The sequence below is a fragment of the Achromobacter sp. RW408 genome, assembly GCF_003184165.1.
GTDB classification, from domain to species: domain Bacteria; phylum Pseudomonadota; class Gammaproteobacteria; order Burkholderiales; family Burkholderiaceae_B; genus Achromobacter; species Achromobacter xylosoxidans.
Map to the genome: position 1 here is coordinate 54,112 of NZ_QHHO01000046.1, position 24,992 is coordinate 79,103.

A 24,992-nucleotide genomic window follows, 5' to 3' on the forward strand; every position below is an offset into this window, starting at 1 on the left:
CCGAATCGCTGGGCTACCGCGTCGGCAGCGCATTGGGCTGCGCGCTCCTGCTGCTGCTGCCCGCCGCCATCGCGATCGGCGTGCTGTCGTTGTTCAAGCGCTTTCGCACCCCGTTGCACCGCATGCGCGCCGCATTCGCCATCGGCGTGGTGCTGGCGGTGGCGGTCGCCGCGCTGGCCAGCCTCTCGGCCTATCGCGAGGCGCAAAAAGCCACTGCCCTGGCCGAGATCCGCCGCACCGGCGAGTGGATGCGCGCGGCGATCAACGCCCCCGACCATCCGCCCGGCGACGTGCCGGACATCGACGCCACACCCAAAGCGCGCGGCGTGTATGGCGAGATCGAACGCGGCGTCAAGATCATGCTGGGACAACGGGTGGCGCAGTACCGCGCCTACATGCGGGAACTGGACGAAGTGCGGCTGTCCGACCTGTTCATTCCCAACCGACTGGCGCGCGACCGAGGGCTGGTGGAGAGCCGGCTGATCCTGGAGCAATCGCAGCGCGTGGTGCAGAAATACAGCCAGCAGAATCAGCGGTTGCTGGGGGACGTGCCCGCCACCATCCGTTCGCTCGACCTGAGCGAGCAGCAGAAGAACCAGATGGTCGAGGGCGCGATCAAGGCGCGCCCGCAGCAACGCGCAATGCTGGCCCGCAACTGGGACCTGGAGCGCCAGACGCTGGCCGAGTTCGAGAAGATGATCAATCTGCTCGACGACAACCGCCGTTCCTGGCGCGTGGAACACAACGAGATCGTGTTCGACCGCGACAGCCTGTTGAACCGCTTCCGCGCGCACCAGCTGGCCGTGCGCCAGTTGACCGAGGAACGCGCGCGGCTGGAGGCGCAGCAGTTCGACAGCCTGACCTCGGTGCTGCGCTGAGGGGCCGGCGCTCGAACCTGCGTGGCGCCGGGCGGCTCGCCGTCACCGCGCCGCGCGGTCCAGTCCCTGCTTGAGGTCGGCCAGGATGTCCGCGGCGGTTTCCAGGCCCACGGACAATCGCAGCAGCCCCTCCGACAAGCCGTACTTCTCGCGGTCCTCGGCGGTGTAGCTGGCGTGCGTCATGGTGGCCGGATGCTGGATCAGGGTTTCCGGGTCGCCCAGGCTGACGGCGATGCGCGCCAGCCTCAGGCTGTCGAGCAGGCGCCGGCCGGCGGCCAGCCCGCCCTTCAGTTCGAACGCCACCAAGCCGCCGCCGGCCGCCTGCTGGCGCTGCGCGACCTCGGCGCCGGCCGTGCCGGGCAGGCCCGGGTAGAACACGTCGGCTACCGCCGCGTGCTCGCGCAGGAACTTCGCCACCTTCAATGCCGATTCGCTGTGGCGCTCGACCCGCAATTCCAGCGTCTTCAGGCCGCGCAACACCAGGAAGGCGGTGAACGGCGACAGCGTCGCGCCGGTGAAGTAGCGCAGGCCTTGCAGGCGGATCGCGTCGATGTGCTGCTTGCGGCCGACCACCGCGCCGGCGAGCAGGTCGCCGTGGCCGCCCAGGTACTTGGTGGCCGAGTGCAGCACGATGTCGGCGCCGTGCTGCAGCGGCCGTTGCAGCACCGGCGTGGCGAAGGTGTTGTCGACGATGGTCAAGAGGCCCTTGCCGCGCGCGATGGCCGAGATGGCGGCAATGTCGACCAGCCGCAGGTTGGGGTTGGCCGGCGTCTCGAAATAGACCGCGCGGGTCTTGGGGCCGATGGCGGCGGCCACCGTTTCCGGGCGCGTGAAGTCGGCGAACACGGCGTTGATGCCCAGGCGCGGCAACCCCTGCGCGAACAGCGTGAAGGCAGTGCCGTAGACGATCTGGTCGACCACGATCTCGTCGCCGCTTTGCAGCAGCGACAGTAGCGTGGCCGAGATCGCCGCCATGCCGGAGGCCGTGACCACGCCGGCCTCGGCCCCTTCGAGCGAGGCCAGCCGCTCTTCCAGCAAGGCCTGGGTCGGGTTGCGGGTGCGGCCGTAGACGTAGCCCGATTGTTCGCCCAGGCGGATGCGGTCGAAGGCCTCGATGCTGTCCTGGGTGTAGGTGGACGTCAGGTAAAGGGGCGGCGACAGCGCCCCCTGTTCGTCCAGCGGGTCATAGCCCAGGTGGATGGCGCGGGTGGCGAAGCCGTGGTGTTGCGTGTCGGACATGGGAGTCTCCGGAAATCGGTTCAGGAAAGCGGACGGCGCGGCGCCGTCAACGCTTGTGATCGGCGCGGCGCGACAGCCATTCGCCGGTGAATTGCACGATCGAGACCAGCGCGATCAGGATCACGATCACTTCGAACATCACGCGGGTTTCATAGCGTTCGTAGCCGTAGCGGATCGCCAGGTCGCCCAGGCCGCCGGCGCCCACCGCGCCGGCCATGGCCGAGGCGTTGATCATGGCGATGACGCTGACGGTCATGCCGCCGATGATGCCGGGCAGCGCCTCGGGCAGCAGCACGTGGCGCACGATGTGCCAGCGGCGGCAGCCCATGGCGCGCGCGGCTTCCACCAGGCCATGGTCGACGTCGTTCAGGCTGACCTGGGCGATGCGCGCGAAGAACGGCACCAGGTTGGCCGACAGCGGCACGATCGCGGCCCAGGTGCCGAGCGTGGTGCCGACCAGCATGCGCGTGAACGGCAGCATCGCCACCAGCAGGATGATGAAGGGGATGGCGCGGAACGTGTTCACGGTGATCGACAGCGCCTTGTTCAGGCGCGGCCGCGGATACAGGTTGCCCGGCGCGGTGACGGTCAGCACCACCGCCAGCGTCAGGCCCGCGGCGATCGCGATGAGCGCGGACACGCCCACCATGGTCAGCGTCTGCAGGAAGGCCTGCAGATATTTATCCAGCATCGGCAGCGACATAGCCCAGTACCTCGATCTGATCGGCCACCAGCGCGGCGCGCGCGGCCTCTTCCTGTAGAACGGCGGCCGGCACCGACACCAGCAGGCTGCCCTGGGCGTGGCCGCGCAGGCGGTCCAGCCCGCCGTGCAGCAGCGTCGCGCCCGGGCCCAGCGCCGCCAGCGCCTGCAGCGACACGCCGTCGGGGCGGCCCTGGCCGGTGAAGCGCAGGCGCAGCACCGCCACGCCGGCCCTGCCCGACAGGCCCGCCAGGTCCGGCGCCAGCCGCGCCGCCAGGTCGGCCGGCAGATCATGCTGCAATGGCCGCAACAGCGCGCGGGTGGCGTCGGCCTGCGGATTGCCGAACACGCGCCAGACCTCGCCATGCTCGACCTTGCGGCCGCCGTCCAGCACCAGCACCTTGTGGCAGACCTCGCGGATCACCGCCATGTCGTGCGTGATCAGCACCACCGTCAGGCCCAGCTTGCGGTTGATGTCGCGCAGCAGCGCCAGGATCGACTGGGTGGTTTCGGGGTCGAGCGCCGAGGTGGCTTCGTCGCACAGCAGGATTTCGGGGTCGTGCACCAGGGCGCGGGCGATGCCCACGCGCTGCTTCTGGCCGCCGGACAGCTTGGACGGATAGGTGTCGGCCTTGTCGCGCAATCCGACCAGGTCCAGCAGCGCGTCGACCTTGGCGCGCGCCTCGGCCGGCCTGACGCCCGCGACGCGCAGCGGCAGGGCCACGTTCTGCGCCACCGTCTTGGCCGACAGCAGGTTGAAGTGCTGGAAGATCATGCCGATGCGGCGCCGCAGGCCGACCAGCGCGTCCTCGTCCAGGCCGCCGACGTCGACGCCGTCGACCCGCACCTGGCCGGCGCTGGGCCGCTCCAGCATGTTGATCGAGCGCAGCAGGGTCGACTTGCCGGCGCCGCTGCGGCCGATGATGCCGAACACCTCGCCGCGCCCGATGGCAAAGGAGATATCGGACAGCGCCGTTACCGTGCCCTGCGGGCCCTGGTAGCGTTTCTGCAGTCCGTCGAAAACGATGTGGGCGTCGCACGCCGCGTCGGCGGCGGGCCGCAGGGCCGGATCCGCCAGGGGAATGTCGTGTTGCATCATGCTGTTTTCCCGAGCCGCCCGCGCGCCCGGCTCATGCCATGGCGCGGACGGGATTGGCGGCGGCGCCGGATGGCGCCGCCGCGCCTTCCGGCTCAGAAGACCGGGATCACCGAGCCTTCGTATTTGCTCAGGATGAACTGGCGCACTTCCTCGGAGTGGTAGGCCTTGACCAGCTCGGGCACCCAGGGCGCGTTCCTGTCTTTCTCGCGCACGGCGATGATGTTGACGTAGGGGTTGTTCTCTTTCTTCTCGACCGCGATGCCGTCGCGGGTGGCGATCAGCCCGGCCTGGTAGGCGAAGCTGTTGACGATGGCCGCGGTGTCGACGTCCGGCAGCGAGCGCGCCAGCACCACCGAGGCGCTTTCGACGAAGTCGAGCTTGCGCGGGTTGGAGGTCACGTCGGCCAGCGTGGCGGTGCCGGTGGCCGGATCGAAGCCGTCCTTGAGCGTGATCAGGCCCTGGTCGCGCAGGATCACCAGCGCGCGGGTCTGGTTGCTGGGATCGTTGGGAATGCCGACCTTGGCGCCCTCGGGCAGGGCCTGCAGCGACTTGTATTTCTTCGAATAGAAGGCGATGGGCGAGATCAGCGTATTGGCGACCGACACCAGCTTGTAGCCGCGCTGCTTGATCTGGTCGTTCAGGAACGGGATGTGCTGGAACGCATTGGCGTCCAGGTCGCCGTTGTTGAGCGCCTCGTTGGGGCTGGCGGTGCCGGTGATGACCACCGGCTCGACCGCCAGGCCGTTCTTCTTGGCGACCTGCGCCACCACTTCCCAGATCTGTTCGTCGACGCCGCCGCGCACGCCGACCTTGAGCGGCTTGGGATCGGCGGAGAACGCCGGCCCGTGGAACATGGCGGCGGCGGCCAGCACGGCGCCCAGCAGGGCCTTGGCCAACGTGCCCGCGCGGGCGCTGTAAGTACGGGGAGTCATATGGAAATCGCCTCTCAGTCGATACGGTTATGAGGAGACGATTCTAGGGATGGCCCCCGCGGCCACGAATGAATACTTCGTTGAGTCGTTATTACGGGGGTGTTTGGATATGGCGCCGGCGCATAAGCGGCCGCGCCCCGCGCCGACGGCGCGCGCCGGCCCGGCATGCCGGCGCCGCGTGGCCACGCCGCAGGCCGGGCCTCAGAACGGCTTGACCACCACCAGGGTCACGATGACCGCCGCGGCGACCACCGTGAGCGGCGCGTACAGGTCGACCAGCGGCGCGCGCTTCGCGCCGCCCTGGGCCTGGCGGCGCAAGGCCGCGCTCTGCACGCCCAGCAGGCCCGACAGGACCAGCGCCAGCGCGATCTTGATCCAGATCCAGGTCATGGCGAACCAGCCGAAGGTCACGGCCAGGTGCAGGCCGACCAGCCAGGCCAGCACCATCGCCGGCGTGGTGACGAACAGCGTCCAGCGGCGCAGGGCGCCCAGCATCTTGCGTTCCTTGGGCGCCTCGTCGCTGTCGGGCGGCTGCGACGACAGCAGGAACAGCGACACGAACAGGGAGCCGCCCAGCCATGCGACCACGGCGGCGACATGCAGCATTTTGAGTAATTGGTAGGTCATGCGCGCGATTATCGCCGCAGTGGCGAATCGCGGGGGGCTGGACGGGGCCTGGAGGTTTGCGCCAGGACAAAGGCGGACGCCGGTCCGGGATGGCCCGGCCTGACCGCCGCGCCCCGGCGCGGGCGCGGCAGCCGTATGCCGCCTCACCGGGCTTGCGGCATCGCGCGCGTCACGGCGTCTGCCCGGCAGGCGCGCGCGCTGGCGCCGCAACCTGCGCGGCGGGTGCGGCGCGCTCGCCTTCTTCCCGCGCCAGGCTGCGCCGGTACTTGCCGCAGCCTGCCGCCAGCAGGCCGATGCACAGCAGCGTGGCCACGCCGATCAGCAGCGACATGGAATGCCCCACCGCCGCCGGGTCGCGGAACAGGCGGTCGGTCAGCAGCGCCACCGCCGTGGTGCCCAGCCCCAACCCGACCAGGTTGGAGATCAGCAGGAACAGCGCCGACACCTGGGCGCGCAGCTGGTTCGGCGGCAGGATCTGCATGGCCGCCGTGGACGTCGGCATGGGGAACGAGGCGAAGAACATCGCCGGCAGCAGCAGGCCCACCGACAGCCACAACCCGTTCGCCTGGGTGAAGGCCACGGCCGGCAGCGCCATGCCGATCGCGCCGATGACGCCGGCGCGCAGAGGCGCGTCGCTGTAGCCGCGCCGCGCCAGCCAGTCCATCAGCCAGCCGCCGCAGAACACGCCCGCGGTGTTGGCCACCAGCACCACGGTGCCCAGCATGTAGCCCGCCTCCACCGGCGACAGGCCGAACTTGCGCATGTAGAAGGCCGGCGTCCAGCCCAGCAGGCAGAACAGGATCATGGCGTAGAACGAGAACCCCAGGTAATGGCAGCAGAAGGTGCCGCGATGGCGGCCCAGGAAGCGGAACAATGCGCCCGCGGTGGGCTTCTGCACCCGCCCGTCGGCGTCGTGGCGCAGGCCCTTGCGTTGCGGATCGCGCACGGTCAGCAGGATCAGCAGCGCCACCAGCACGCCGGGCAGGCCGACGATGAAGAACGTCACCTGCCACGGCCGCAGTTCGCCCACGCCGGGCAGGCGCACGCTATCCACGCTCTTGAGCAGGTCGATGACATAGCCGCCGATCAGGAAAGCCAGGCCGCCGCCGATGAACGAGCCGATCGAATAGATGCCCACGGCGCGCCCGAGCTTGTGGCGCGGGAACATGTCGCTGAGCATCGAATACGTGGCCGGCGACAGCGCCGCCTCGCCCACCCCCACGCCGATGCGCGCCAGGAACATCTGGCCGAAGTTCTTCGACAGGCCGCAGGCGGCGGTCGCCAGGCTCCAGAAGGCCACGCCGATGGCGATGATGCGGGGCCGCGAATAGCGGTCGGCCAGCAGCGCGATGGGGATGCCCATGAAGGCGTAGAACAGCGAGAAGGCCAGCCCGTGCAGCAGGCTGAACTGGGTGTCCGAGAGCTGCAGGTCGCGCTTGATGGGTTCGATCATCAGGGCCAGGATCTGCCTGTCGACGAACGAAAATATGTACGCTAGCATGCAGATCAGGACGACATACCATTCATAGGCATAGCGTTTCTGCGCCGCGTCGGTTCCGGTATCGCCCGTCATGTTCTTCCCTTGTATCGCAATGGGATCGCGCCGGCCGCATCGAGGCGGTGGCGGCGTCCCGCTGTCTGGTTCGCCATTCCGATGGCTGCATCTGTTGTAGGCCTTTGCGCCGGCCGGCTCTATACCGGGCGCGCAACGGCTATTCCCGGGGCGCAGGAAAGCATGTTCCACGATACCTACCCGCTGCAACGCCATTGCCTGCTGGATTCGGGCAATCTTTCCGAGATCACCGATCAGGTCAGCCAGCACCTGTGGTCGCACCGCATGTGCGTGGCGCGCGGCGATCCCCTGCAATCGCGCCTGTATGGCGTGTTCTTCGGCAGCGCCGCGCTGTTCGACCTGCACTATGGCGCCGAGGTCGAGATCGACGCCGGCGACATCGCCCGCTACTACCTGGTGCGCGTCACGCTGCAAGGCGCCGGACAGGTCACGCTGGGCAAGCGCAGCGCGGCCCTGCGCGAAGGCGGCCTGACCATTTCGTCGCCCTCCGAGCGCAGCGTGCTGCGCATCGGCCCGGATTGCCGCAGCCTGATCCTGCGGGTCGAGCGGCAGGCGCTGGAACGCCAGCTGCAACAGTTGCTGGACCGTCCGCTGCGCCAGGCGCTGGTGTTCGACCTGGAGGCGGCGCCCGGTTCGGCAGGCCTGGCGGCGGTGCAGGAAACGCTGGACTACCTGTGCAGGCTGTACCAGCACCCCGCCATCGAAGGCGTGACGCAGACATTGGCGGCGGGCTTTTCCGACTACCTGGTCTCGCTGCTGCTGATGCAGCTGCCGCACAACTATTCCGAGGCGCTGCGCGCCGATCGCCGCCAGCCGCTGCCGCTGCACGTGCGGCGCGCGCGCGACTACATCGAAGACCACATCGACGCGCCCATCGCCCTGCCCGACCTGGCCGCGCATTGCGGCGTCTCGATCCGCACCTTGCAGAACGGCTTCACCCAGTTCCTGCAGCAGAGCCCCAGCGACTACCTGCGCAACCGCCGCCTGGCGCTGGCGCACGCGGCGCTGGGCAACGCCGGCGACGGCGACAGCGTCACCGACATCCTGCTGCGCTGCGGCGTGACCAGCTTCGGCCATTTCGCCACGCACTACCGCAAGCGCTACGGCTGCCTGCCGTCCGACACGCTCCGGCAGGGCCGCGCCCGCGCCTGTTGAAGGGCGGCGCGCGAGGTCTGTTCAAGCGCGGGGCGCCAGGCCCATTGCGGTGGCGGGTCGCGCCTGCCGACGCAGCGGGCCGCGCCCCGCCGCGCATTCCCTTGCCGATTCCGTATTCCGCTTGCGCCTGCGGCGCAGTCCGCCGTGCCGGCCATCGCTAGGATCGAAGCTCTCACGAAGGAGCTCGATCATGCGCATCGGCGTTATTGGAGGCGGCCACGGCTGCTACGCGGCGACCGCCGACCTGGCGGAAAAAGGACATCGGGTGCGCCTGTGGCGCCGCGACGCGGCGGCGTTCGACAGCCTGCGCCGCGCCGGCGCCCTGGAAGTCACCGACTATCGCGGCACCCGCCGTATCGCCCTGGGCGAGGCGCCCGGCCAGATCGAGCTGACGGCCGACCTGGCCGCCGCCGCCGCGGGCGCGCAACTGCTGGTGATTCCGCTGCCGTCCACCTCGCATGCGGCGCTGGCGCCCGAGCTGGCGCCGCACCTGCGCGACGGCCAGGTGGTGTTCCTGCCACCCGGCACCTTCGGCAGCTATCTGTTTGCCCGCGCCCTGCGCCAGGTCGGCAACCCGGCCGAGGTCGCCTTTGCCGAAACCGGCACCCTGCCCTATCTGGCGCGCAAGCACGGCGACCGCGTCGTCATCAGCGCCTACGCCACGCGCCTGCCCACCGGCGTGTTCCCGAGTCGCCTGGCCGGCTCCGCGCTGGCAACGCTGGCGCAGGCCTATCCGAGCGTCGAGCCGATCGAGGACGCGCTGTCCGGGGCGCTGATGAACGCCGGCCCGGTGATCCACCCGCCGCTGATCCTGATGAACGCAGGTCCGCTCGAACACTTCGAACGCTGGGACATCCACAACGAGGGCACGCAGCCGTCGATCCGCCGCGTGACCGACGCGCTGGACGCCGAACGCATCGCCATCCGCGCCGCGCTGGGCTACGCCGCGCCGCATTTCCCGCTGGCCGATCACTATGCCAGCGAGGGCGACGAATGGATGTATGGCCGCGGCGCCCACGGCAAGCTGACCGACAGCGGCGACTGGCGCGAAACCATCGACCTGGGCACGCACCGCTACATGCTGGAAGACACGCGCCTGGGCCTGTCGTTCCTGGTGTCGACCGGCCGCTGGGCCGGCGTGCCCACGCCGGTGGCGCAGGGCCTGTTGAGCGTGGCCTCGGCCGTGACCGGCCGCGACCTGTACGCCGAGGGCCGCACGCTGGAGGCGCTGGGGCTGGACGCCCTGTCGCGCGCCGACATGGCCGCGCTGCTCGCGCAAGGATGCTGACCATGGAACGGACCTTGTGCGTGGTCGGCGCCGGCCGCATGGGCATGGGCATCGCCCTGTCATACATCCATGCCGGACTGGACGTTACGCTGATCGACATCAAGCCGCGCGCGCGCGGCGAGCGCGCCGAAACCTTCGCCCGCGTGCTGGGCGGCCTGCGGCGCGAACTGGGCACGCTCGTGCGGTTGGGCCTGCTGGACGAGGCCCAGGCCGACACCGCGCTGGGCCGCGTGCGCCTGGTGGCGCGCGAGGACGCCCTGGCCGACCTGGCCCGCGCCCGCGTGGTGTTCGAGGCGGTGCCCGAGCAACTGGACATCAAGCGCGACACCTTCGACTGGCTCGGCGAGGCCTGCGCGCCGGACAGCGTCATCGCCTCCACCACCTCGACCTTCCTGGTCACCGAACTGGCCGACATGGTGCGCGCGCCCGGCCGCTTCCTGAACGCGCACTGGCTCAATCCCGCCTACCTGATCCCGCTGGTGGAGGTGAGCCCCGGCCCGCGGACCAGCGACGCGGCGTTGCAGGACCTGCTGGCGGTGCTGCGCCTGGCCGGCAAGACGCCGGTGCGGTGCGCGCCCGCCGCCGGCTACATCGTGCCGCGCATCCAGGCGCTGGCCATGAACGAGGCGGCCCGCATGGTCGAGGAAGGCGTGGCCAGCGCCGAGGACATCGACACCGCCGTGCGGCTGGGCTTCGGCCTGCGCTTCTCGGTGCTGGGCCTGCTGGAGTTCATCGACTGGGGCGGCGGCGACATCCTCTACTACGCCTCGCGCTACCTGTCCGGCGCGCTCGATGCGCGCTTCGCGGCCCCGGCCATCATCGAACGCAACATGGAACAGGGGCGCAACGGCCTGCGCGAAGGGCAAGGCTTCTACGACTATGGCGGCATGGACGTCGAAGCGTACAAGCTGCGGCGGCTGGGCGAGTTGTGCGCGCGGCTGGAGATCATGGGGTTGCTGCCGAGGTTCGATGGCGCCAGGGCGGCCGGCCAGGCGCCCCCTGCGGCCCGATCCTGAAGGCCGCTGCGCGCCGGGCGGCGGCATTCACGGCGCCAGCGCCTCGAGCACCCGCAGCGCCAACCGCACCCGCGCCTCGTTGGGATAGTTGCGGTTGGCCAGGATCACGATGCCGAGCTTGCGCGACGGCACGAACGCCACGTAGGCGCCAAAGCCATTGGTGGCGCCGGTCTTGTTAACCCACACCGCCTGCTGCGGCGCCAGCGGCGGTTGCTGGGCCTTGACCGGCAGGGTCTCGAACGCGACCTGGGCGGAGTTGCCGCGCACCAGGTCGTCCACCGACACCGGGTAGCGATACTGTTCCCAGATCAGGTCCTGCGTCATCGCGCCCAACTGGTAATAGCCGGTGTGGGTCTCGGCGATGGCGCGCTGCAGCGTGGCGTCGACCGGCGCGGCGCCCAGGTTGATCTCGACGAAACGCAGCATGTCGCGGGCGCTGGACTTCACGCCGTAGGCCTCGTCGGCCAGCACGCCCGGGTTCAGGCGCACCGGCGCGTCCTGCTTGTCGTAGCCCTGGGCGTAGTCGGGCATCTTGCGCGGCGGCACTTCCAGCCAGGTGTCGCGCAGGCCCAGCTTGGGAAACAGCTGCTGCTCCATCGCCGCCACGTAGGACTCGCCCAGCGCGCGCGCCGCCACCACGCCCAGCATGCCGATGCTGGGGTTGGCATAGGTGCGCTTCGTGCCGGGCGCATACTGCGGAGTCCAGGCCTTGAGGTAGTCCATCAGTTGCGCCGTGTTCTGGACCGCGTCCGGCACCTGCAAGGGAAAGCCGCCGGCGGTGTGCGTGGCCAGGTTCACCAGCGTCAGCTTGGCGAATTCGCTGCCTTGCAGCTCGGGCACCCACTTGGCCGGACTGTCGGCCAGCGACAGGCGGCCCGTGGCCTGCGCGTAGGCGGCCAGCGTGACGGTGAAGGTCTTGCTGATCGAACCCAGTTCGAACAGGGTGTCGCTGGAAACGGCGCGGCGCGGCTGGCGCGAGGCGTCGCCATAGTTGAAGAAGCGCTGCTCGCCGTTGTGGCTGACGCCGATGGCCATGCCGTCGATGCCGTATTGGCGCATGACCTCGGCCACCGCGGCGTCGACGGCGGCGGTGGCGCGATCGGCCTTGGCGGGCGTGGATGCGGAGGCCGATGCCGTGGCTGCCTTGGCGGCGGGCGCTTGCGCAACGGCCGGGCTGGCCGAGGCGGTGCCGGCCAGGGCCAGCGCCAACGTCGTGGACAGCAGGGAAATACGGAACATTGCCGGAGCGCGCATGCGGGATCGTCCTTTCGTTTTCTGACCGGCGCGTGCCGCGCGGGTTGGCGCCCAGTGTAGAGCCTATCCGCCTCCTTCCTGGTATTAACCCTGAGTCCCGCTCGCGGCAGATTTTGGCTATTCTCACTGCGTCGATTCAAAACCCCGCAGAAGAGTCCCGTCCCCGTGGCGGGCGCCGACGGAGCAACCGCCCCGGAAACTCTCAGGCAACAGGACTGCGCGGTCTAGACAATCTGGAGAGAGGCGCCTGGCGCCCACCGAAGGGGAACCCGCGCCCTCGCGCCCGGGTGAAGCTCTCAGGTACAGAGACAGATGGGGTGCCGCGATCATCGGATCGTGGCCACGCCATCTGGAGCCATCATGCCCCGCATCGCCATCATCGGCGCCGGTATCACCGGCGTCACGTCCGCCTACGCCTTGAGCAAACTGGGCTACGACGTCACCGTCTACGACCGTCAGCGCTATCCCGCCATGGAGACGTCCTACGCCAACGGCGGCCAGTTGTCCGCCAGCAATGCCGAAGTCTGGAACAGCGCCGCCACCATCATGAAGGGCCTGCGCTGGCTCGGCCGCCACGACGCGCCGCTGCTGCTCAATCCGCGTCCGAGCTGGCACAAGTATTCATGGCTGGCCCAGTTCATGGGGCAGATCCGCAACTATCGCCAGAACACCATCGCCACCACGCGCATGGCGATCGAGGCGCGCCAGCACCTGTACGCCATGGCCGAGGAGGAAGGCATCGATTTCGACCTGGAGCGCCGCGGCATCCTGCACATCTACCACGATGCCGCCAGCTTCGAGACCGCGCGCCGCGCCAACGCGCTGCTGCGCGAAGGCGGGCTGGAGCGGCACGCCGTCACGCCGGAGGAAATCCGCGGCATCGAGCCGACGCTGCAAACGCCCTGCCACGGCGGCTTCTATACGCCGTCCGACGCCACCGGCGACATCCACAAGTTCACCAGCGGCCTGGCGCGGGCCTGCGCGCGCCGCGGCGTGCGCTTCGAACAGGATGCCGACATCCGCGCCATCAGCCGCGACGGCCTGCCCTACGTGCTGGACCTGGCGCGCGAAGACGGCAGGCGGCGCGAGCAGCACGAAACCGACGCCATCGTGGTCTGCGCCGGTGCCGCCAGTCGCCAGTTCGCGCGGCAATTGGGCGACAGGCTGAACATCTACCCGGTCAAGGGCTATTCGATCAGCGTGCACCTGGACGACGCCGCCAGCCAGGCCGCCGCGCCCAACGTGAGCCTGCTGGACGAGGCCGCCAAGATCGTCACCAGCCGCCTGGGCGACCGTTTCCGCGTGGCCGGCACGGCCGAGTTCAATGGCTTCAACCTGGACATCCGCGCCGAGCGCATCCAGCCGCTGGTGGACTGGACCCGCCGCCACTTTCCCGGCGTGCGCACGGCGCGCGTGGTGCCGTGGTGCGGGTTGCGGCCGATGATGCCCGACATGATGCCGCGCGTCGGCCCCGGCAAGCGGCCCGGCGTGTTCTACAACACCGGCCATGGGCACCTGGGCTGGACGCTGTCGGCGGCCACGGCGCAGATGCTGGCGGCGAGCGTGCGGGAGGGGGTGGGACTGTCGTAAAGCCATTGCGGCAGAGCACAGGCCGGGAGCGGGCCCGACGCGGACCGGCCCTCAATACCCCAGCAGCCGCGGCACCGACGACGCCAGCAGCGTCAGCCCCGAGCAGGTCAGCAGCCCCAGCACCAGGCGGCGGAACGCGACTTCGGAGATGCCGATGTACAGGCGCGTGCCCAGCAGCGTGGGGATCAGCATGGCCGGCGCCACCACGGCGAACATGGGCGCCATGTCGCGCGTGACGATGCCCGTGGCCAGGTAGGTGGCCATGGTCACGGCCAGCATCGACAGGTTGAAATTCTGGATCACGGCGCGCTGCGTGTCCTTGCCGAAACCGCGCAGCGTGCACCACAGCGTCGGCACGCTGCCGGCGAAGCCGCCGATGCCGCCCATCACGCCGCCCACCAGCCCGACCGCGCCGTCCCCCCAGCGATTGCCGCCTATGCGCGGCAGGCGCTGCGCCATCAGCATGACCGGACACCACAGCGCCAGCAGCGCGCCCAGCACCGCCTTGAACCAGTCCATGTCCAGGTGCGGCAGGATCAGGACGCCCAGCGGAATACCCGCCAGGCCGCCGAGCAGGAAGGGCCACAGCAAGGGCCAGTTGAAGCCGCGTCGCACCGAGAATACCGCCAGCAGCTGGCCGGTGAGCGCGCCGAACACGGCCAGCGCCGCCGCCAGCCGCGGATCCAGCACCCAGGCCCAGAACGACATGGCCACCATGCCGAAGGCAAAGCCCGACAGGCCCTGCACGAATCCCGCCACGGCCGCCCCGACGGCGACTATCCACACCGCATCCATTGCCCTGCGTCTCCTTGTTGTCGTGTCCGGCGGCGGAAGGATCGTTCCGTCCGGCTCTCGTGACGGCAGATTCTAGGCGCGTGTCGCGGCGGCCTTATTTGAAGTGTTGATGAGGCAATAGGTTTTCGGTGATGGCGGCGCGGTTCACAGGAAGATCGTGCCGCGCAGGTACAACGCGGCCTGGCCGCTGATGATGACGCGGCCGTTGTCGCGCAGCTCGCAGCGCAGCTGGCCCTTGCGCGCCCCGCCCTGCTCGGCGGTGAGCCGGGTCTTGCCCAGCCGCTCGCCCCAATAAGGCGCCAGCGAGGTGTGCGCCGACCCCGTGACCGGGTCTTCGTTGACGCCGACGCGCGGCCCGAACCAGCGCGACACGAAGTCGTAGCGGGTGGACGGCGCCGTCACCGCCACGCCGCGCACGTCGAATGCCGCCAGCGCGGCGAAGTCGGGCGCGAGGCCGTCGATCAGGCTTTCGTCGTCGATCACCACCAGGTAGTCGTCGGTGCGGTACAGCGCGCGCGCCGCCGGCAGGCCGAGCGCCCGCAGCAGGCCGTCGGGGATGGCTTCGGCCACCGGGCGCCTGGCGGGAAAGTCCATCGCCAGCCCGTCGCCGGCGCGCCGCACCCGCAGTTCGCCGCTGCGGGTGGCAAAGCGCAGCACCTCTTCGCTGGCGCCCAATTGCTCGAACAGCACCCAGGCGGTCGCCAGGGTCGCATGGCCGCACAGGTCGACCTCGACCGCGGGCGTGAACCAGCGCAGCTCGTGGATGTCGCCGCGGCGCACCACGTAGGCGGTCTCGGACAGGTTGTTCTCTTCGGCGATGCGTTGCAGCGTGGCGTCCGGCAGCCATGCCTCCAGCGGCACCACCGCGGCGGGGTTGCCGCCAAAGGGCGCGGCGGAAAAAGCGTCCACCTGGTAGAGATCGAGTTGCGGCATGAGGAATCCTGGAAAAAACGGTGAAGGCGGGACGCGGCGCCGCCATGCCGCATTTTGCTACGAAACGCCCGCGACTTCCCGCAGCAGCGCCTCCAGGCTGTCCAGTTCCGCCTCCTGGCGCGCGCTGTAGCCGATCACCACGCCCGCCGGCCAGGACACGCGCCGACAGAATTCCGCGACCGGCTGCAGCCCCACGCCCAGCGTGCGCGCCCGCGCCAGCAATGCCGCCACGTCGATGCCGGGCGGCGGCCACCACACCAGGTGAAAGCCCGCATGTTCGCCGCTGACTTGCAGCGGCGCCGCGCCCACCGCCTGGCGCAACATGCGCAGCACCCGATCGCGCCGCTGCGCATAGACCGGCCGCGCCCGCCGCACGTGGCGCGCGAAGCCGCCGTTCTCCAGGAACGCCGCCAGCGTCATCTGCTCGACGATGCTGCCGGAGCGGCCCGTCAGGTAGCGGGCGCGGGCGAAGTCCGCCACCAGCGGCCGGGGCAGCACCGCGTAGCCGATGCGCAGGGCGTTGAACAGGGTCTTGTTGAAGCTGCCGCAGTGGATCACGCGGTCGGCGCGGTCCAGGCTTTTCAGGGCCGCCAGCGGCGCCCCGTCGTAGTTGAATTCGCTGTCGTAGTCGTCGTCCAGGATCCAGCAACCGGCCTGCTCGGCCCAGTCCAGCAGCTCCAGGCGGCGCGACACCGGCATGGTGACGCCGGTGGGCGACTGGTGCGCCGGCGTCACATGCACCAGCCTGACGCCGCGATGGCGGCGGGCGCGCGCCACCGAAAAGCCGTGCTGGTCGATGGCCACCGGCACCACGCGCCGCGTGTACTGGCTGAACAGCGGCATGGCGTTGAGGTAGCCGGGGTCTTCCACCAGCACCTTGTCGCGCGGCGTGAGCAGAAGGCGCCCGCTGAGATCGAGGCCGTCGCGGATGCCGGTCAGCACCACCACCTGGTCGGCATCGCAGGCAATGCCGCGCGCCGCGCCGAGATAGCGCGCGATCTGTTCGCGCAGGGGATACCAGCCCTGCGGATCCTCGCGCGCCAGTTGCGCCGCCGTCACCCGCCGGGCGCTGGCCAGCAGGCCCTGGCGCCAGGCCGCCATAGGAAACAGCGAGGCGTCGGCGCCGCGCGCGGTGAAAGGCGGTTCGTGCCGCAAGGGAGGAACCGAACGGTCGGCATCCCGCGGGGCCGAGCGCGGCGCGCCGCGCGTGGCGGCAGCGGGTGCCGTGGCCGTATCGCCCGGCAGTCCGTGGCGAAAGAAATTGTCCGGGATGACCGCCGCCACATAGGTGCCGGACCCGACCGCGCCGGCGGTATAGCCTTCGCCGCGCAACTGGTCGTAGGCGGCCTCGACGGTGGAACGGGCAACATGCCAGCGCGCCGCCAGGCTGCGGGTGGACGGCAGCCGCCCGCCCGAGGGCAGGACGCCGCGCAGGATGCGCTCGCGGATCTGCCGGTACACCCAGGACTGCTTGGATTCGTCCGGGCGCGGCGGATCGACCGGCAGGTCCAGGCTGGCCTCCTGGCGGGTATCGCGCGAAAGTGGCTTGGTCTGGTTCATGAAAATGGCCCTATTTCATCGAGCCATTCTATCGCTACATTGCCCCCATCGCCCCCCGGGGCACGCCACCGGAATCGCGCCATGTCCACGCCCGCCCACGCCATTATCCTCGAGCACGGCCGCTTCACCAGCGATGGCAGCACCTCGATCCTGGAAGCCGCGCTGGCCCAGGGCGTGGCCGTGCCGTTTTCCTGTCAGCGCGGCGAGTGCGGTTCATGCCGGGCCCAGGTGGCCGGCGGCGCCTACGCCCGCATCGCGCCGCCCACCGAGCGCACCTATGTCACCGCCGCCGACGAATTGCTGATGTGCCAGTGCCGGGCGACCGGCGACCTGGCGCTGCGCTTTGCGCACTGGCAGGCGCCGGCGCAACCGGCGCGCCACTACCCGGTGACGGTGCTGTCGCGGGTGCCGCTGACCGCCGACGTGACCCGGCTGATCGTGGCGCCCCACGACGCCGCCGGTGCCTTCACCTGGCAGGCCGGGCAGCATGTGCGCTTCCTGATGGAAGATGGCGGCGAGCGCCCGTTCTCCATCGCCAGCGTGCCGGCCGCGGCCGGCCCCGCCCGGCTCGAATTCCACATCCGGCGCATGCCCGGCGGCGGTTTCACCGAACGGGTGCTGCCGCGCCTGATGCCCGGCGACACGCTCACCCTGGCGGGCCCGCACGGCGCCTGCGTCTGGCCGGCGCGGGGCTGGGCCGAGGCGGTCCAGGAGCTGGTGCTGCTGGCCACCGGCACCGGCTATGCCGGCGTCCACGCGATCATGATGGCGGCATTGCAGGACCCGCGCATCAGGCGCGTCACGCTCTACTGGGGCGGCCGCGACGAGGACGACTGCTACGCGGGCCCGCTGCTCAACGCGCTGCAAGGCAAGCACAGCGGGTTCCAATGGCAGGCGGTGCTATCGCGGGCATCCGCCGCGCCCGCCTGGCACGTGCAGGACGCCGCCCTGGCCGCGGACCACGACTGGCCGCGCACGGTGGCCTACGCCTGCGGCAACCCGGCCATGGTGCGCGCGGCGCGTGATCGGTTGTGCGCGGCCGGCCTGCCCCCGGACCGCTTCGTGTCCGAGGCCTTCGTGCCGGCGCGGGATCGGCCCGCCACGCGCGTCGCGCCGGCCCCGGCCCACCCGTGGGAACAGGTCGGCCAGCGCTTCAGCCTGGACGGCATCCTCGACGCCCGCCGTCGGTCGCGCGAGGCGGTGCGCGAGATTGCCGCGCTGCTGCGGCCCGGCATGACCACGCGCGAGGCGGTCACGGCGGCCGATGCCCACCTGCGCCGCATGGGCGCGTCGCACAACTGGCATCCGACCTACGTGCGCTTCGGCCCCGACTCGCAGTCGCCGGCGGTGCAGCCTACCGACTTCCAGCGCCGGCTGCGCGACGATGACGTGTTCGTGGTGGACATCGGCCCGGTATGGGACGGCTACGAGGGCGACTATGGCGACACCTTCGTGCTGGGCGCGGATGCCGACCGCCGGCGCTGCGCCGAAGCCGCGCGCCAGGTGTTCCGGCGCACCCGCGAGGACTGGCTGCGCGGGCTGACCGGCGCGGCCCTGTACGACCGCGCCGAGGCCTACGCGCGCGACTATGGCTGCGAGCTGGTGCGCGAGGTGCCGGGCCACCGGGTGGCGGATTTTCCGCACGCGCTGTACGGCCGGCACCGGCTGGCGCAGGCCGAATTCGTGCCGGCCGACGGCATCTGGGTGCTGGAGATCCAGGTGCGCGACCGGACGCTGCCGATCGGCGCGTTCTACGAGGACGTGCTGTTGCGGGAGATGGCGGACGCGGCTGCTTGACCGGACTCAGGGTTTGTCCCAATGCCGGGCCTGTCGATCCGCCCCAAGCTCATACGTCGTCCCGATACGCACCACTTCCTTCAAAGGCGGATTCATCATGACGACTGGCACTGTTACCCTGCATCGCGTCCTGCGCGCATCACCCGACACCGTTTACCGCGCCTTCCTCGAGCCGGACGCGGTCGTGCGCTGGCTGCCCCCGTATGGCTTCACCTGCGAGGTCTTCGAGCTTGATGCCAAGGTCGGCGGCAGGCACCGCATGGCGTTCCGCAATTTCGGCACCGGCCACGCCCACGGCTTCGGCGGCGAATACCTGGAACTGGTGCCGGGCGAGAAGATCCGCTACACCGACGAGTTCGACGACCCGAACCTGCCGGGCCGCATGCAGACCACGATCACCTTGCGCAAGGTGTCCTGCGGCACGGAGATGACCGTGGTGCAGGAGAACATCCCCGCGGTGATCCCGACGGAGATGTGCTACCTGGGCTGGCAGGAATCGCTGGCCCAGCTGATGCGGCTGGTCGAGCCGCAGATCCCCGACTGAGGCCGATCAGCCTGCGCGTTCGGCCAGCTCGTCCAGCAGCTCGGCCGACGGCACGAAGAACAGGCTGCCGGTGACGGCGCGGCTGTAGTCGAGCAGGCGGTCGTAGTTGCCGGCAGGACGACCCACGAACATGTTCTCGAGCATCTGTTCGATCGGCTTGGGCGAACGCGCGTAGCCGATGAAATAGGTGCCGAATTCGCCGGCGCCGGCGCGGCCGAACGGCATGTTGTCGCGCAGGATCTTGATCTCCTGGCCATCTTCTTCCAGCGTGGTCAGGGCGCTGTGCGAGTACGACGGCTTGACGTCGTCGGGCAGCTCGACGTTGGTGAGCTTGCGGCGGCCGATGATGAGTTCCTGCTGTTCGGTGGACAGCTTTTCCCAGGCGCTCATGTCGTGCAGATACTTCTGCACCAGCACGTAGCTGCCGCCGGCGAAGGCTTCGTCCTCGTCGCCGATCAGGGTGTAGCCGGGCAGTTCGAACCCCTGCGGGTTCTCGGTGCCGTCGACGAAGCCGATGATGGCGCGCCGGTCGAAGTAGCGGAAGCCGTGCACTTCATCGACCACCGTGGCCGCCGAGCCCAGCGCGGCCACCAGCAAGGTGGCCAGCTCGAAACAGGCGTCCATGGCTTCGGCGCGGATGTGCAGCAGGATGTCGCCCGGCGTCGACACGGCGACGCGCTCGCCCGTGCCGATCTCGCGGAACGGATGCAGGCCGGCGGGCCGCGGCGCGCCGAACAGCGCGTCCCAGGCGGCCGAGCCGAAGCCACAGACACAGGACAGGTCGGCGGCCACCGCGCGCGTGCCGACGGTGCGCACCAGGTTGCCGACGTCTTCACACCAGGCGCGCACGGCGGCGGCGTTGTCGGCGCCGGGGTTCAGCGTGGCGACGATGAAGATCGCGTAGCGGGCGTTGGGGCTGAGGACGGCTTGCGGTTCTACGGGTTTTTCAGGCATGGGATTCGATGGGGCCGGCGGCGGCCCGCGAGAAAGAAAAGGGGCGCTGGCAATATAGCCGATGCGGTCGCGGACCCGCGGCACGGGCGTGGCGGCGGGCGCCGCGGCTCATGCGGCGCCGCGTTCGCCACGAGCGGTCGGCGGGGCCAGTTCGGCGAGCAGTTCTTCCAGTTCCTGGCAATGGGTGCGGTCGTGCTCGAGCAGCTCGCGCACGATCTGTTCGAGCGTCATGCGGTGCAGGCCGTCGCGCAGGCCGCACCGCGCCAGCGCCGTCGCGTCCAGCTTGCGCAGCGAGGCGCACAACTGCGCCCGGCCGCGGCGGAACGAGGCCAGCGCGGCGTCCGGGTCCTGCTCCTGGTAATCGCGCTCGGCCGCCAGGGCGCTGCCGTCGACGGAATCGATGCGCGGCAGCGGCGCGGCGAGAATGGCCTCGATGCGCTGGACGAACACGGTATCCAGGCCGCGCAGGAGGCAGACGTGTTCGGTGGCCGAAAACCCGGTTCCGTCGGGCCGGCGGGTACGCCACGGCGCCGGCACGCGCGCCATCAGGCTGGCCACGGCGTCCGGCATGCGCGCCAGCCCGTCGATGACCCCGGCGAACGGCAGCGCCACGGGCCGCGGGCTGAACACCGCGCCATAGCTGAAGATCGCGCCCGCCACGCGGCCGCGCGCCTGCACCACCTCATGACCATGGCGCCGCATCAGGTCGGCCACGAGCGCGCCGCAGAACTGCCGCGCGGTGGTGTCCGCCGCGACTTCGGGGAACATCGTTTCGACGTCGTCGCTGATGGCGGCGACGGCGGCCACGCCGACCCGCGACAGCGCCGCGTACTCGAGGTAGCGGCCCGGCTCGTCAATCAGGGCCTCGAGCTGCTGCCCGAGAGGGGTGGCGCGGAATCGGTCGAAACGGGAATGCATGGGGCGGGGTGGCCGGTAACTGCGCAAAACGATACGTTACCAGCCGAGCACCGTCAACCGCGCGATGGCGGCATTCGACGCTGGAACAGGCAGGCCGGGCGCCGCAGCGGCCGTCGCAAAAGTTGGGGCCGCGACGGCCAATACCCCTGCGTCGCGTGGCGCGACGATGCCCTCAACAAGCCGGCAAATCTCCATGACCCCTGAGCTTCAAAACCAGCGCGTTTTTGTTTTGCTCAAATGTATAAATCGCCGCCAGTGGGATCGCCGTAATCATCATCCCAGACAAGATCCCGGACACTTGCGAATTAAATCTATTGAGCAACGGAACCGACGATATGCCTTGGCTGATCACTCGTTCAACATAAACACCCGCGACGGCGGATGCGGTCCCAAGCATGATTACCTGAAGCGCTGCGAGCTTGTCGGACTCGTTACTGGCCAACACACGGATGCAACGCACCACACTGAGGGTGCTTTCACGAATGATCGCGTAGACAAAAGCCGGCATCTTCACAATAAGTGAAATCAAAATCTGCGGTATCACGCTGAGCGCACCGGCCACACCCGCTTCCAGTCCCAGCGACTTGGCACGATCCCAGAGATTTCGCTCCTCAAACCGTTGATTCAACGCTGCCGATATCCGTTCTTTGCTCTGTGCCAGTTCGTTGAGCAGGCCGTCACCGGAGACGAGCTTCACTCGCTTCAGTTCATCCATGAATACATCAATGGTTTCGACGACTATCAGGCCGACGACCTGCTGAGCTGCCATGGTCGCGCCGGTCAATGCCACCGTAGTCGATATTTCCTTAACCGCTTGAATCTGGCCGGCCCGAATGGCCTCCTTGCTCTCCGCATACGCTGCGTCCACGGCCTTCTTATCGACGACGTGTTCCGTCTTGGAGCCTTTGATCGTAACGATCAACTTGCCATCATCGGTCGGATGCGGCCGACTGTTGTTGGCCAACCAGTCGTACATATCGTGGCCATTCTTTTGGCTATTGAGGCTGCGATGCATGTACTTCAAATTGCGCGGGTCATTGACGACGGCGCCAAACTGTTCGTCCGTCAGCCCAATCTTGAGCAGCGTGTTCTGGAAAATTTCCTGACGCGACGTGACATGATCGACCGTGACGGTGTTGGCCTTATCGCGAGCGAAAATGAGAGGTTCGTCCGGGTTGTAGCCGTTCTCGAAGACCGCGCCGTCCGGCGTACCGGCTTTGGGAGCCATTCCCCCATAATCTCCCATGTACTTCTGGCGGTCTTTGCGATAGAAGTCGTAGCTGTCGGTGAGCTTGTCGTACTTGGCCTGACTCTGCTGGTCGAGGATACCTCCCAGCATGAAGGCGGCGATCGCGCGGCGCGCAGCCTCTTTACGACATTGGTCGTAAATATCGTCGATCGAACTCACCGGGGTCGGTAATCTGCGGCGAATGTCATTGACCATTTCGAAGGTGGATTTGTCCACCTCGAAAGTAGTGCGAAAGTACTTATGCAGCTTGTCAATGGACCTTTTGGAAAAGCTGGATGCGGACTCCTTGGCTTCATCGAAATCGAATTCTCGTACAGAATCCGCCACTCTACTGCCCATATCCTTGGCATTGTTGACAAGCCCGCTTGCGGTGGCCAAGGATTTGCGCTTGGTCTCTTCATAGTCAACCGCCTTTACGGCACTCAAGGCGGCTCTCGAAACGTCCGCGGCTTTATCACCCAAAGCCCCCGCTGCATCTTTCAATGAGCTGGCGCCGTCCTCGATTTTTCCTTTTGCCGAATCAAGCACATTCTTCAAAGCGCTGACGCCGAACTGCTTTCCGAATAGGGCCATGCCTCACTCCTGTGATAACTTTTTTATCAGTTTACACATTATGAAACATATGCTGAAATCGAGCCATCGATCGGCCCGCACCAACACCGGAATCAGCATCCAGCCCCCGGATCACGAGAAGAAAACATGCCCTTCCAAGCACTTACGAAGAAAATGTTCACCGACTATGCCGAGATACATGACGACATCAGGCTCAAGTCGGTCCTTGGTTTCGAAAATCTCTTCAGGCTGCACACTCCCGGCGCAAAAGCACCCGGGTATGAGTTCGTCGAAATAAGCTCGCCCGAGAGCCTCAATCATGTTCATCGCGGCAAAGGTCTCTACATGATCGCTTCAGACTTCGTTCCGAATCTGGACAGGCGCGACGAATGCAGTCTCAGGATCGAAGGACTTCCCGTCATTTACCGCGGCCAAGCCGACCTGGTACGTGAACGCGTCAAGAGTCATTTGGACAATACGAGATACGTCCAATTGAAGCGCGAGAAAAACCAGAGCCCCTGGACGCGATGCATCAAACTCGACAAAACGCGAGGAAACGGCGGGATTGATTTCGATGCCGTTCCATTTCAAGCCTTTCGCTGGGTCGTCCTGGTACTACCACTACCCAACAGCACAAGCGCCTTTCGCAACTGTGCCGAATGGGGCTTCGATGCAGTATTCGGCAAACCGCTCGCATCCAACGAACGCGCGTCAGGGCCAAGTCGGTCAGCCCTGGATGAGGCTCGCGTCCGATTTGCACCAAACTGATCCCACGGACAGATCTTCACACACGATCACAACTCCCAGGCATCCAAGCGCCCCCCTCCACCGCACAATGCTGACAACGATTGCCATGGCGTCAGCACGAATTGACGGACGGACCATGAATCGATACCCGCCTCCGGAGTCTCAAATGTCCTTCTTCCAACGCGTTGTCCCCCTCGCCGCCACGCTGCTGCTGAGCGCCACCGCCACCGCGGCAATGGCCGAACCGGTCGCCCCCGCCGCGCTCGGAACGGCCGCGACGCAAGGCCAGGCCCAACCGCGGGCCCCGGCCGCGCCGCAAGAACGCCTGCGCATCGGCCTGACCGAGAGCGACACCAAGCTGGTGCTGCCGTGGTTCGTGACGGAGCTGACCGACGTGGTCAACCAGGGCAAGCCGCTGAACGAGACCGGCAAGGCGCTGGTGAACGGATTCTGATCTTCTCTCAGCCAGGGCCGGGCGCCTCGCGCCCTGGCCCGGCGTCACAGATCATTCAAGGATTTCTCGCGCAGGTGCCGGGCGAGGAACTCCACCAGTGACCGCACCTTGCCCGCCATCAGCCGCTGGTGGGTCATCAACGCGAACACCGGCCGGGGCGGGGTTTCCGACGCCACCAGCAACGGCTGCAGGCGCCCCGCCGCGACGTGGTCCGCGATCGCCCAGGCGGGCGCATAGACGATGCCGGCGCCGGCCGCCGCGGCCGTGACAACGCCGTCCACGGTGTTCGAGCGCATGCGGGTACACACCCGCACGGTCACCGGCTTGCCCTTGTCGATCAGCGTCCACGCATCCTCCGTCGCCAGGTGGCTGTACACCAGGCCATCGTGTTGCGCCAGGTCCTGCAGGCTGTGAGGGATGCCGCGCCGCGCCAGGTAATCGGGCGAGGCGCTCAGCACCCAGCGGATGGACCCCAGGCGCCGGGCGACGAGACTGGAGCTGGGCTGTTCGCCGACCAGCACGGCCAGGTCGATGCCCTCCTCCAGCAGGTTGACGGGGCGGTCCAGCAAATGCAGGTCGAGCGCGACCTTGGGGTGCTGCATCAGGAACTTCGCCAGCAAGGGCTGCAGGTGCACCCGCCCATACAGCGTCGGCGCCGTGACGCGCAGCCGGCCCGAGGGCTCGGCGGCGTCGATCCGCATGCTGCTTTCCAGTTCGTCCATCTCGGCCAGCAGGCGCTTGGCCTCGGCGTAATAGCGCTGCCCCGCCTCGGTCAGGCGCAGGGCGCGGGTCGAGCGCACCAGCAAGCGGGTGCCCACGCGCTCCTCCAGCGCGCTGATGCGCCGGCTGACGGACGCCAATGAAATCCCGCTGACGCGCGAAGCGCCGCTGAGACTGCCCTGGTCCACGGCCGCCACCAGCAGCGCCATGCCTTCCGATCGGTTCACCCTGCCCTCGCTTTCGACGCGCTCCGCGGCGATCCTAAACGATTCCAGTATTTCATATCTGCAAGGCTGCTTTCCGGATTTTGCTATTCACCGCAAGAAGCGAGGCTTTCATACTGGGACCGTCTGTTCCACCTGCCACCGTCTTTTCCGCCGCCCGTTTTCTGTCTCCCCCTTCAGTCCGCGATGCCAGC

The 24,992-nt window shown here is 68.5% G+C and carries 23 protein-coding genes and 2 riboswitches; of the genes, 9 read left to right on the forward strand and 14 right to left on the reverse strand.

Annotated elements, in window-relative coordinates; genetic code table 11:
- On the forward strand, nucleotides 1–878 hold an 878-nt coding region (locus tag DK459_RS10235; RefSeq protein ID WP_110134868.1), incomplete at its 5' end, for a hypothetical protein.
- 42 nt (nucleotides 879–920) lie between these two features.
- Here the strand turns inward: DK459_RS10235 and DK459_RS10240 are convergent.
- The 6 genes from DK459_RS10240 to DK459_RS10265 form a co-directional block, all read right to left on the reverse strand.
- On the reverse strand, nucleotides 921–2,117 hold the full coding sequence (locus DK459_RS10240) for a PLP-dependent aspartate aminotransferase family protein (RefSeq protein ID WP_110134700.1): 1,197 nt from the start codon (nucleotides 2,115–2,117) through the stop codon (nucleotides 921–923).
- Between the two features lie 46 nt (nucleotides 2,118–2,163).
- On the reverse strand, nucleotides 2,164–2,820 hold the full coding sequence (locus DK459_RS10245) for a methionine ABC transporter permease (protein WP_026383015.1): 657 nt from the start codon (nucleotides 2,818–2,820) through the stop codon (nucleotides 2,164–2,166).
- Nucleotides 2,798–3,916 (reverse strand): methionine ABC transporter ATP-binding protein, encoded by a 1,119-nt coding sequence (locus DK459_RS10250; protein ID WP_110134701.1) that lies wholly within the window; start codon nucleotides 3,914–3,916, stop codon nucleotides 2,798–2,800. The genes DK459_RS10245 and DK459_RS10250 overlap by 23 nt, the downstream gene beginning before the upstream one ends.
- Before the next feature lie 92 nt (nucleotides 3,917–4,008).
- Nucleotides 4,009–4,848 (reverse strand): MetQ/NlpA family ABC transporter substrate-binding protein, encoded by an 840-nt coding sequence (locus DK459_RS10255; RefSeq protein ID WP_049055540.1) that lies wholly within the window; start codon nucleotides 4,846–4,848, stop codon nucleotides 4,009–4,011.
- A gap of 201 nt (nucleotides 4,849–5,049) precedes the next feature.
- Complete coding sequence (locus DK459_RS10260) at nucleotides 5,050–5,475, reverse strand: CopD family protein (RefSeq protein ID WP_053500734.1); 426 nt, start codon at nucleotides 5,473–5,475, stop codon at nucleotides 5,050–5,052.
- Nucleotides 5,476–5,644: 169 nt separating this feature from the next.
- On the reverse strand, nucleotides 5,645–7,048 hold the full coding sequence (locus DK459_RS10265; RefSeq protein WP_047991267.1) for an MFS transporter: 1,404 nt from the start codon (nucleotides 7,046–7,048) through the stop codon (nucleotides 5,645–5,647).
- Nucleotides 7,049–7,210: 162 nt separating this feature from the next.
- On the opposite strand from DK459_RS10265, the gene DK459_RS10270 reads away from it, so the two are divergent.
- The 3 genes from DK459_RS10270 to DK459_RS10280 all read left to right on the forward strand — a co-directional run bounded on the left by DK459_RS10270 (nucleotide 7,211) and on the right by DK459_RS10280 (nucleotide 10,507).
- On the forward strand, nucleotides 7,211–8,203 hold the full coding sequence (locus DK459_RS10270) for an AraC family transcriptional regulator (protein WP_006384866.1): 993 nt from the start codon (nucleotides 7,211–7,213) through the stop codon (nucleotides 8,201–8,203).
- A gap of 190 nt (nucleotides 8,204–8,393) precedes the next feature.
- Nucleotides 8,394–9,491, forward strand: a complete 1,098-nt coding sequence (locus DK459_RS10275) for an NAD/NADP octopine/nopaline dehydrogenase family protein (protein ID WP_110134702.1) — start codon at nucleotides 8,394–8,396, stop codon at nucleotides 9,489–9,491.
- Nucleotides 9,492–9,493: 2 nt separating this feature from the next.
- Nucleotides 9,494–10,507 (forward strand): 3-hydroxybutyryl-CoA dehydrogenase, encoded by a 1,014-nt coding sequence (locus DK459_RS10280; RefSeq protein WP_024069621.1) that lies wholly within the window; start codon nucleotides 9,494–9,496, stop codon nucleotides 10,505–10,507.
- Between the two features lie 27 nt (nucleotides 10,508–10,534).
- Here DK459_RS10280 and ampC read toward each other — a convergent pair whose 3' ends face one another.
- Entirely contained in the window at nucleotides 10,535–11,731 is a 1,197-nt protein-coding gene (ampC, locus tag DK459_RS10285; protein WP_370445599.1) for a class C beta-lactamase, read from the reverse strand.
- A 167-nt stretch (nucleotides 11,732–11,898) separates the two neighbouring features.
- Nucleotides 11,899–11,989, forward strand: a riboswitch (glycine riboswitch).
- Between the two features lies 1 nt (nucleotide 11,990).
- Nucleotides 11,991–12,077: riboswitch (glycine riboswitch) on the forward strand.
- A 44-nt stretch (nucleotides 12,078–12,121) separates the two neighbouring features.
- On the opposite strand from ampC, the gene DK459_RS10290 reads away from it, so the two are divergent.
- Complete coding sequence (locus DK459_RS10290) at nucleotides 12,122–13,351, forward strand: D-amino acid dehydrogenase (RefSeq protein WP_110134704.1); 1,230 nt, start codon at nucleotides 12,122–12,124, stop codon at nucleotides 13,349–13,351.
- Between the two features lie 51 nt (nucleotides 13,352–13,402).
- On the opposite strand, the gene DK459_RS10295 is transcribed toward DK459_RS10290, so the two are convergent.
- From DK459_RS10295 to DK459_RS10305, 3 genes are all read right to left on the reverse strand, one after another.
- Nucleotides 13,403–14,146 (reverse strand): sulfite exporter TauE/SafE family protein, encoded by a 744-nt coding sequence (locus DK459_RS10295; protein WP_006384875.1) that lies wholly within the window; start codon nucleotides 14,144–14,146, stop codon nucleotides 13,403–13,405.
- Between the two features lie 144 nt (nucleotides 14,147–14,290).
- Nucleotides 14,291–15,079, reverse strand: coding sequence for a PhzF family phenazine biosynthesis protein (locus DK459_RS10300; protein ID WP_024069624.1), 789 nt, complete (start codon nucleotides 15,077–15,079; stop codon nucleotides 14,291–14,293).
- 57 nt (nucleotides 15,080–15,136) lie between these two features.
- Nucleotides 15,137–16,639, reverse strand: a complete 1,503-nt coding sequence (locus DK459_RS10305; RefSeq protein WP_024069625.1) for a PLP-dependent aminotransferase family protein — start codon at nucleotides 16,637–16,639, stop codon at nucleotides 15,137–15,139.
- 81 nt (nucleotides 16,640–16,720) lie between these two features.
- Between DK459_RS10305 and DK459_RS10310 the strand changes: the two genes are divergently transcribed.
- Nucleotides 16,721–18,436: an NAD(P)H dependent flavin oxidoreductase family protein gene (locus DK459_RS10310; RefSeq protein WP_024069626.1), complete on the forward strand. Its 1,716-nt coding sequence runs from the start codon at nucleotides 16,721–16,723 to the stop codon at nucleotides 18,434–18,436.
- 97 nt (nucleotides 18,437–18,533) lie between these two features.
- Complete coding sequence (locus tag DK459_RS10315) at nucleotides 18,534–18,980, forward strand: SRPBCC family protein (RefSeq protein WP_020928567.1); 447 nt, start codon at nucleotides 18,534–18,536, stop codon at nucleotides 18,978–18,980.
- Nucleotides 18,981–18,986: 6 nt separating this feature from the next.
- Here the strand turns inward: DK459_RS10315 and DK459_RS10320 are convergent, their stop codons facing one another.
- The 3 genes from DK459_RS10320 to DK459_RS10330 all read right to left on the reverse strand — a co-directional run bounded on the left by DK459_RS10320 (nucleotide 18,987) and on the right by DK459_RS10330 (nucleotide 22,674).
- Nucleotides 18,987–19,934: a Dyp-type peroxidase gene (locus tag DK459_RS10320; protein ID WP_024069627.1), complete on the reverse strand. Its 948-nt coding sequence runs from the start codon at nucleotides 19,932–19,934 to the stop codon at nucleotides 18,987–18,989.
- Nucleotides 19,935–20,042: 108 nt separating this feature from the next.
- On the reverse strand, nucleotides 20,043–20,852 hold the full coding sequence (locus DK459_RS10325) for a DinB family protein (protein ID WP_024069628.1): 810 nt from the start codon (nucleotides 20,850–20,852) through the stop codon (nucleotides 20,043–20,045).
- A gap of 172 nt (nucleotides 20,853–21,024) precedes the next feature.
- Nucleotides 21,025–22,674, reverse strand: a complete 1,650-nt coding sequence (locus DK459_RS10330; protein WP_054444410.1) for a hypothetical protein — start codon at nucleotides 22,672–22,674, stop codon at nucleotides 21,025–21,027.
- A gap of 126 nt (nucleotides 22,675–22,800) precedes the next feature.
- On the opposite strand from DK459_RS10330, the gene DK459_RS30390 reads away from it, so the two are divergent.
- Both DK459_RS30390 and DK459_RS10335 read left to right on the forward strand, forming a co-directional pair.
- Nucleotides 22,801–23,421 (forward strand): hypothetical protein, encoded by a 621-nt coding sequence (locus DK459_RS30390; RefSeq protein WP_131727666.1) that lies wholly within the window; start codon nucleotides 22,801–22,803, stop codon nucleotides 23,419–23,421.
- Nucleotides 23,422–23,566: 145 nt separating this feature from the next.
- Nucleotides 23,567–23,854, forward strand: a complete 288-nt coding sequence (locus tag DK459_RS10335) for a hypothetical protein (protein WP_054444409.1) — start codon at nucleotides 23,567–23,569, stop codon at nucleotides 23,852–23,854.
- 44 nt (nucleotides 23,855–23,898) lie between these two features.
- On the opposite strand, the gene DK459_RS10340 is transcribed toward DK459_RS10335, so the two are convergent.
- Entirely contained in the window at nucleotides 23,899–24,801 is a 903-nt protein-coding gene (locus tag DK459_RS10340) for a LysR family transcriptional regulator (RefSeq protein ID WP_045953615.1), read from the reverse strand.
- Nucleotides 24,802–24,992: the final 191 nt, after the last annotated feature.

Bases quoted from the DNA above. Each gene is read 5' to 3' on its own strand.
- DK459_RS10310 (WP_024069626.1), top strand. From the start codon at position 16,721: ATGTCCACGCCCGCCCACGCCATTATCCTCGAGCACGGCCGCTTCACC.
- DK459_RS10295 (WP_006384875.1), bottom strand. From the start codon at position 14,146: ATGGATGCGGTGTGGATAGTCGCCGTCGGGGCGGCCGTGGCGGGATTC.
- DK459_RS10335 (WP_054444409.1), top strand. From the start codon at position 23,567: ATGTCCTTCTTCCAACGCGTTGTCCCCCTCGCCGCCACGCTGCTGCTG.
- DK459_RS10315 (WP_020928567.1), top strand. From the start codon at position 18,534: ATGACGACTGGCACTGTTACCCTGCATCGCGTCCTGCGCGCATCACCC.
- DK459_RS10275 (WP_110134702.1), top strand. From the start codon at position 8,394: ATGCGCATCGGCGTTATTGGAGGCGGCCACGGCTGCTACGCGGCGACC.
- DK459_RS10330 (WP_054444410.1), bottom strand. From the start codon at position 22,674: ATGGCCCTATTCGGAAAGCAGTTCGGCGTCAGCGCTTTGAAGAATGTG.
- DK459_RS10300 (WP_024069624.1), bottom strand. From the start codon at position 15,079: ATGCCGCAACTCGATCTCTACCAGGTGGACGCTTTTTCCGCCGCGCCC.
- DK459_RS10280 (WP_024069621.1), top strand. From the start codon at position 9,494: ATGGAACGGACCTTGTGCGTGGTCGGCGCCGGCCGCATGGGCATGGGC.
- DK459_RS10325 (WP_024069628.1), bottom strand. From the start codon at position 20,852: ATGCATTCCCGTTTCGACCGATTCCGCGCCACCCCTCTCGGGCAGCAG.
- DK459_RS10255 (WP_049055540.1), bottom strand. From the start codon at position 4,848: ATGACTCCCCGTACTTACAGCGCCCGCGCGGGCACGTTGGCCAAGGCC.
- DK459_RS10250 (WP_110134701.1), bottom strand. From the start codon at position 3,916: ATGATGCAACACGACATTCCCCTGGCGGATCCGGCCCTGCGGCCCGCC.
- DK459_RS10245 (WP_026383015.1), bottom strand. From the start codon at position 2,820: ATGTCGCTGCCGATGCTGGATAAATATCTGCAGGCCTTCCTGCAGACG.
- DK459_RS10270 (WP_006384866.1), top strand. From the start codon at position 7,211: ATGTTCCACGATACCTACCCGCTGCAACGCCATTGCCTGCTGGATTCG.
- DK459_RS10320 (WP_024069627.1), bottom strand. From the start codon at position 19,934: ATGCCTGAAAAACCCGTAGAACCGCAAGCCGTCCTCAGCCCCAACGCC.
- DK459_RS10260 (WP_053500734.1), bottom strand. From the start codon at position 5,475: ATGACCTACCAATTACTCAAAATGCTGCATGTCGCCGCCGTGGTCGCA.
- DK459_RS10305 (WP_024069625.1), bottom strand. From the start codon at position 16,639: ATGAACCAGACCAAGCCACTTTCGCGCGATACCCGCCAGGAGGCCAGC.
- DK459_RS10290 (WP_110134704.1), top strand. From the start codon at position 12,122: ATGCCCCGCATCGCCATCATCGGCGCCGGTATCACCGGCGTCACGTCC.
- DK459_RS10240 (WP_110134700.1), bottom strand. From the start codon at position 2,117: ATGTCCGACACGCAACACCACGGCTTCGCCACCCGCGCCATCCACCTG.
- DK459_RS30390 (WP_131727666.1), top strand. From the start codon at position 22,801: ATGCCCTTCCAAGCACTTACGAAGAAAATGTTCACCGACTATGCCGAG.
- DK459_RS10265 (WP_047991267.1), bottom strand. From the start codon at position 7,048: ATGACGGGCGATACCGGAACCGACGCGGCGCAGAAACGCTATGCCTAT.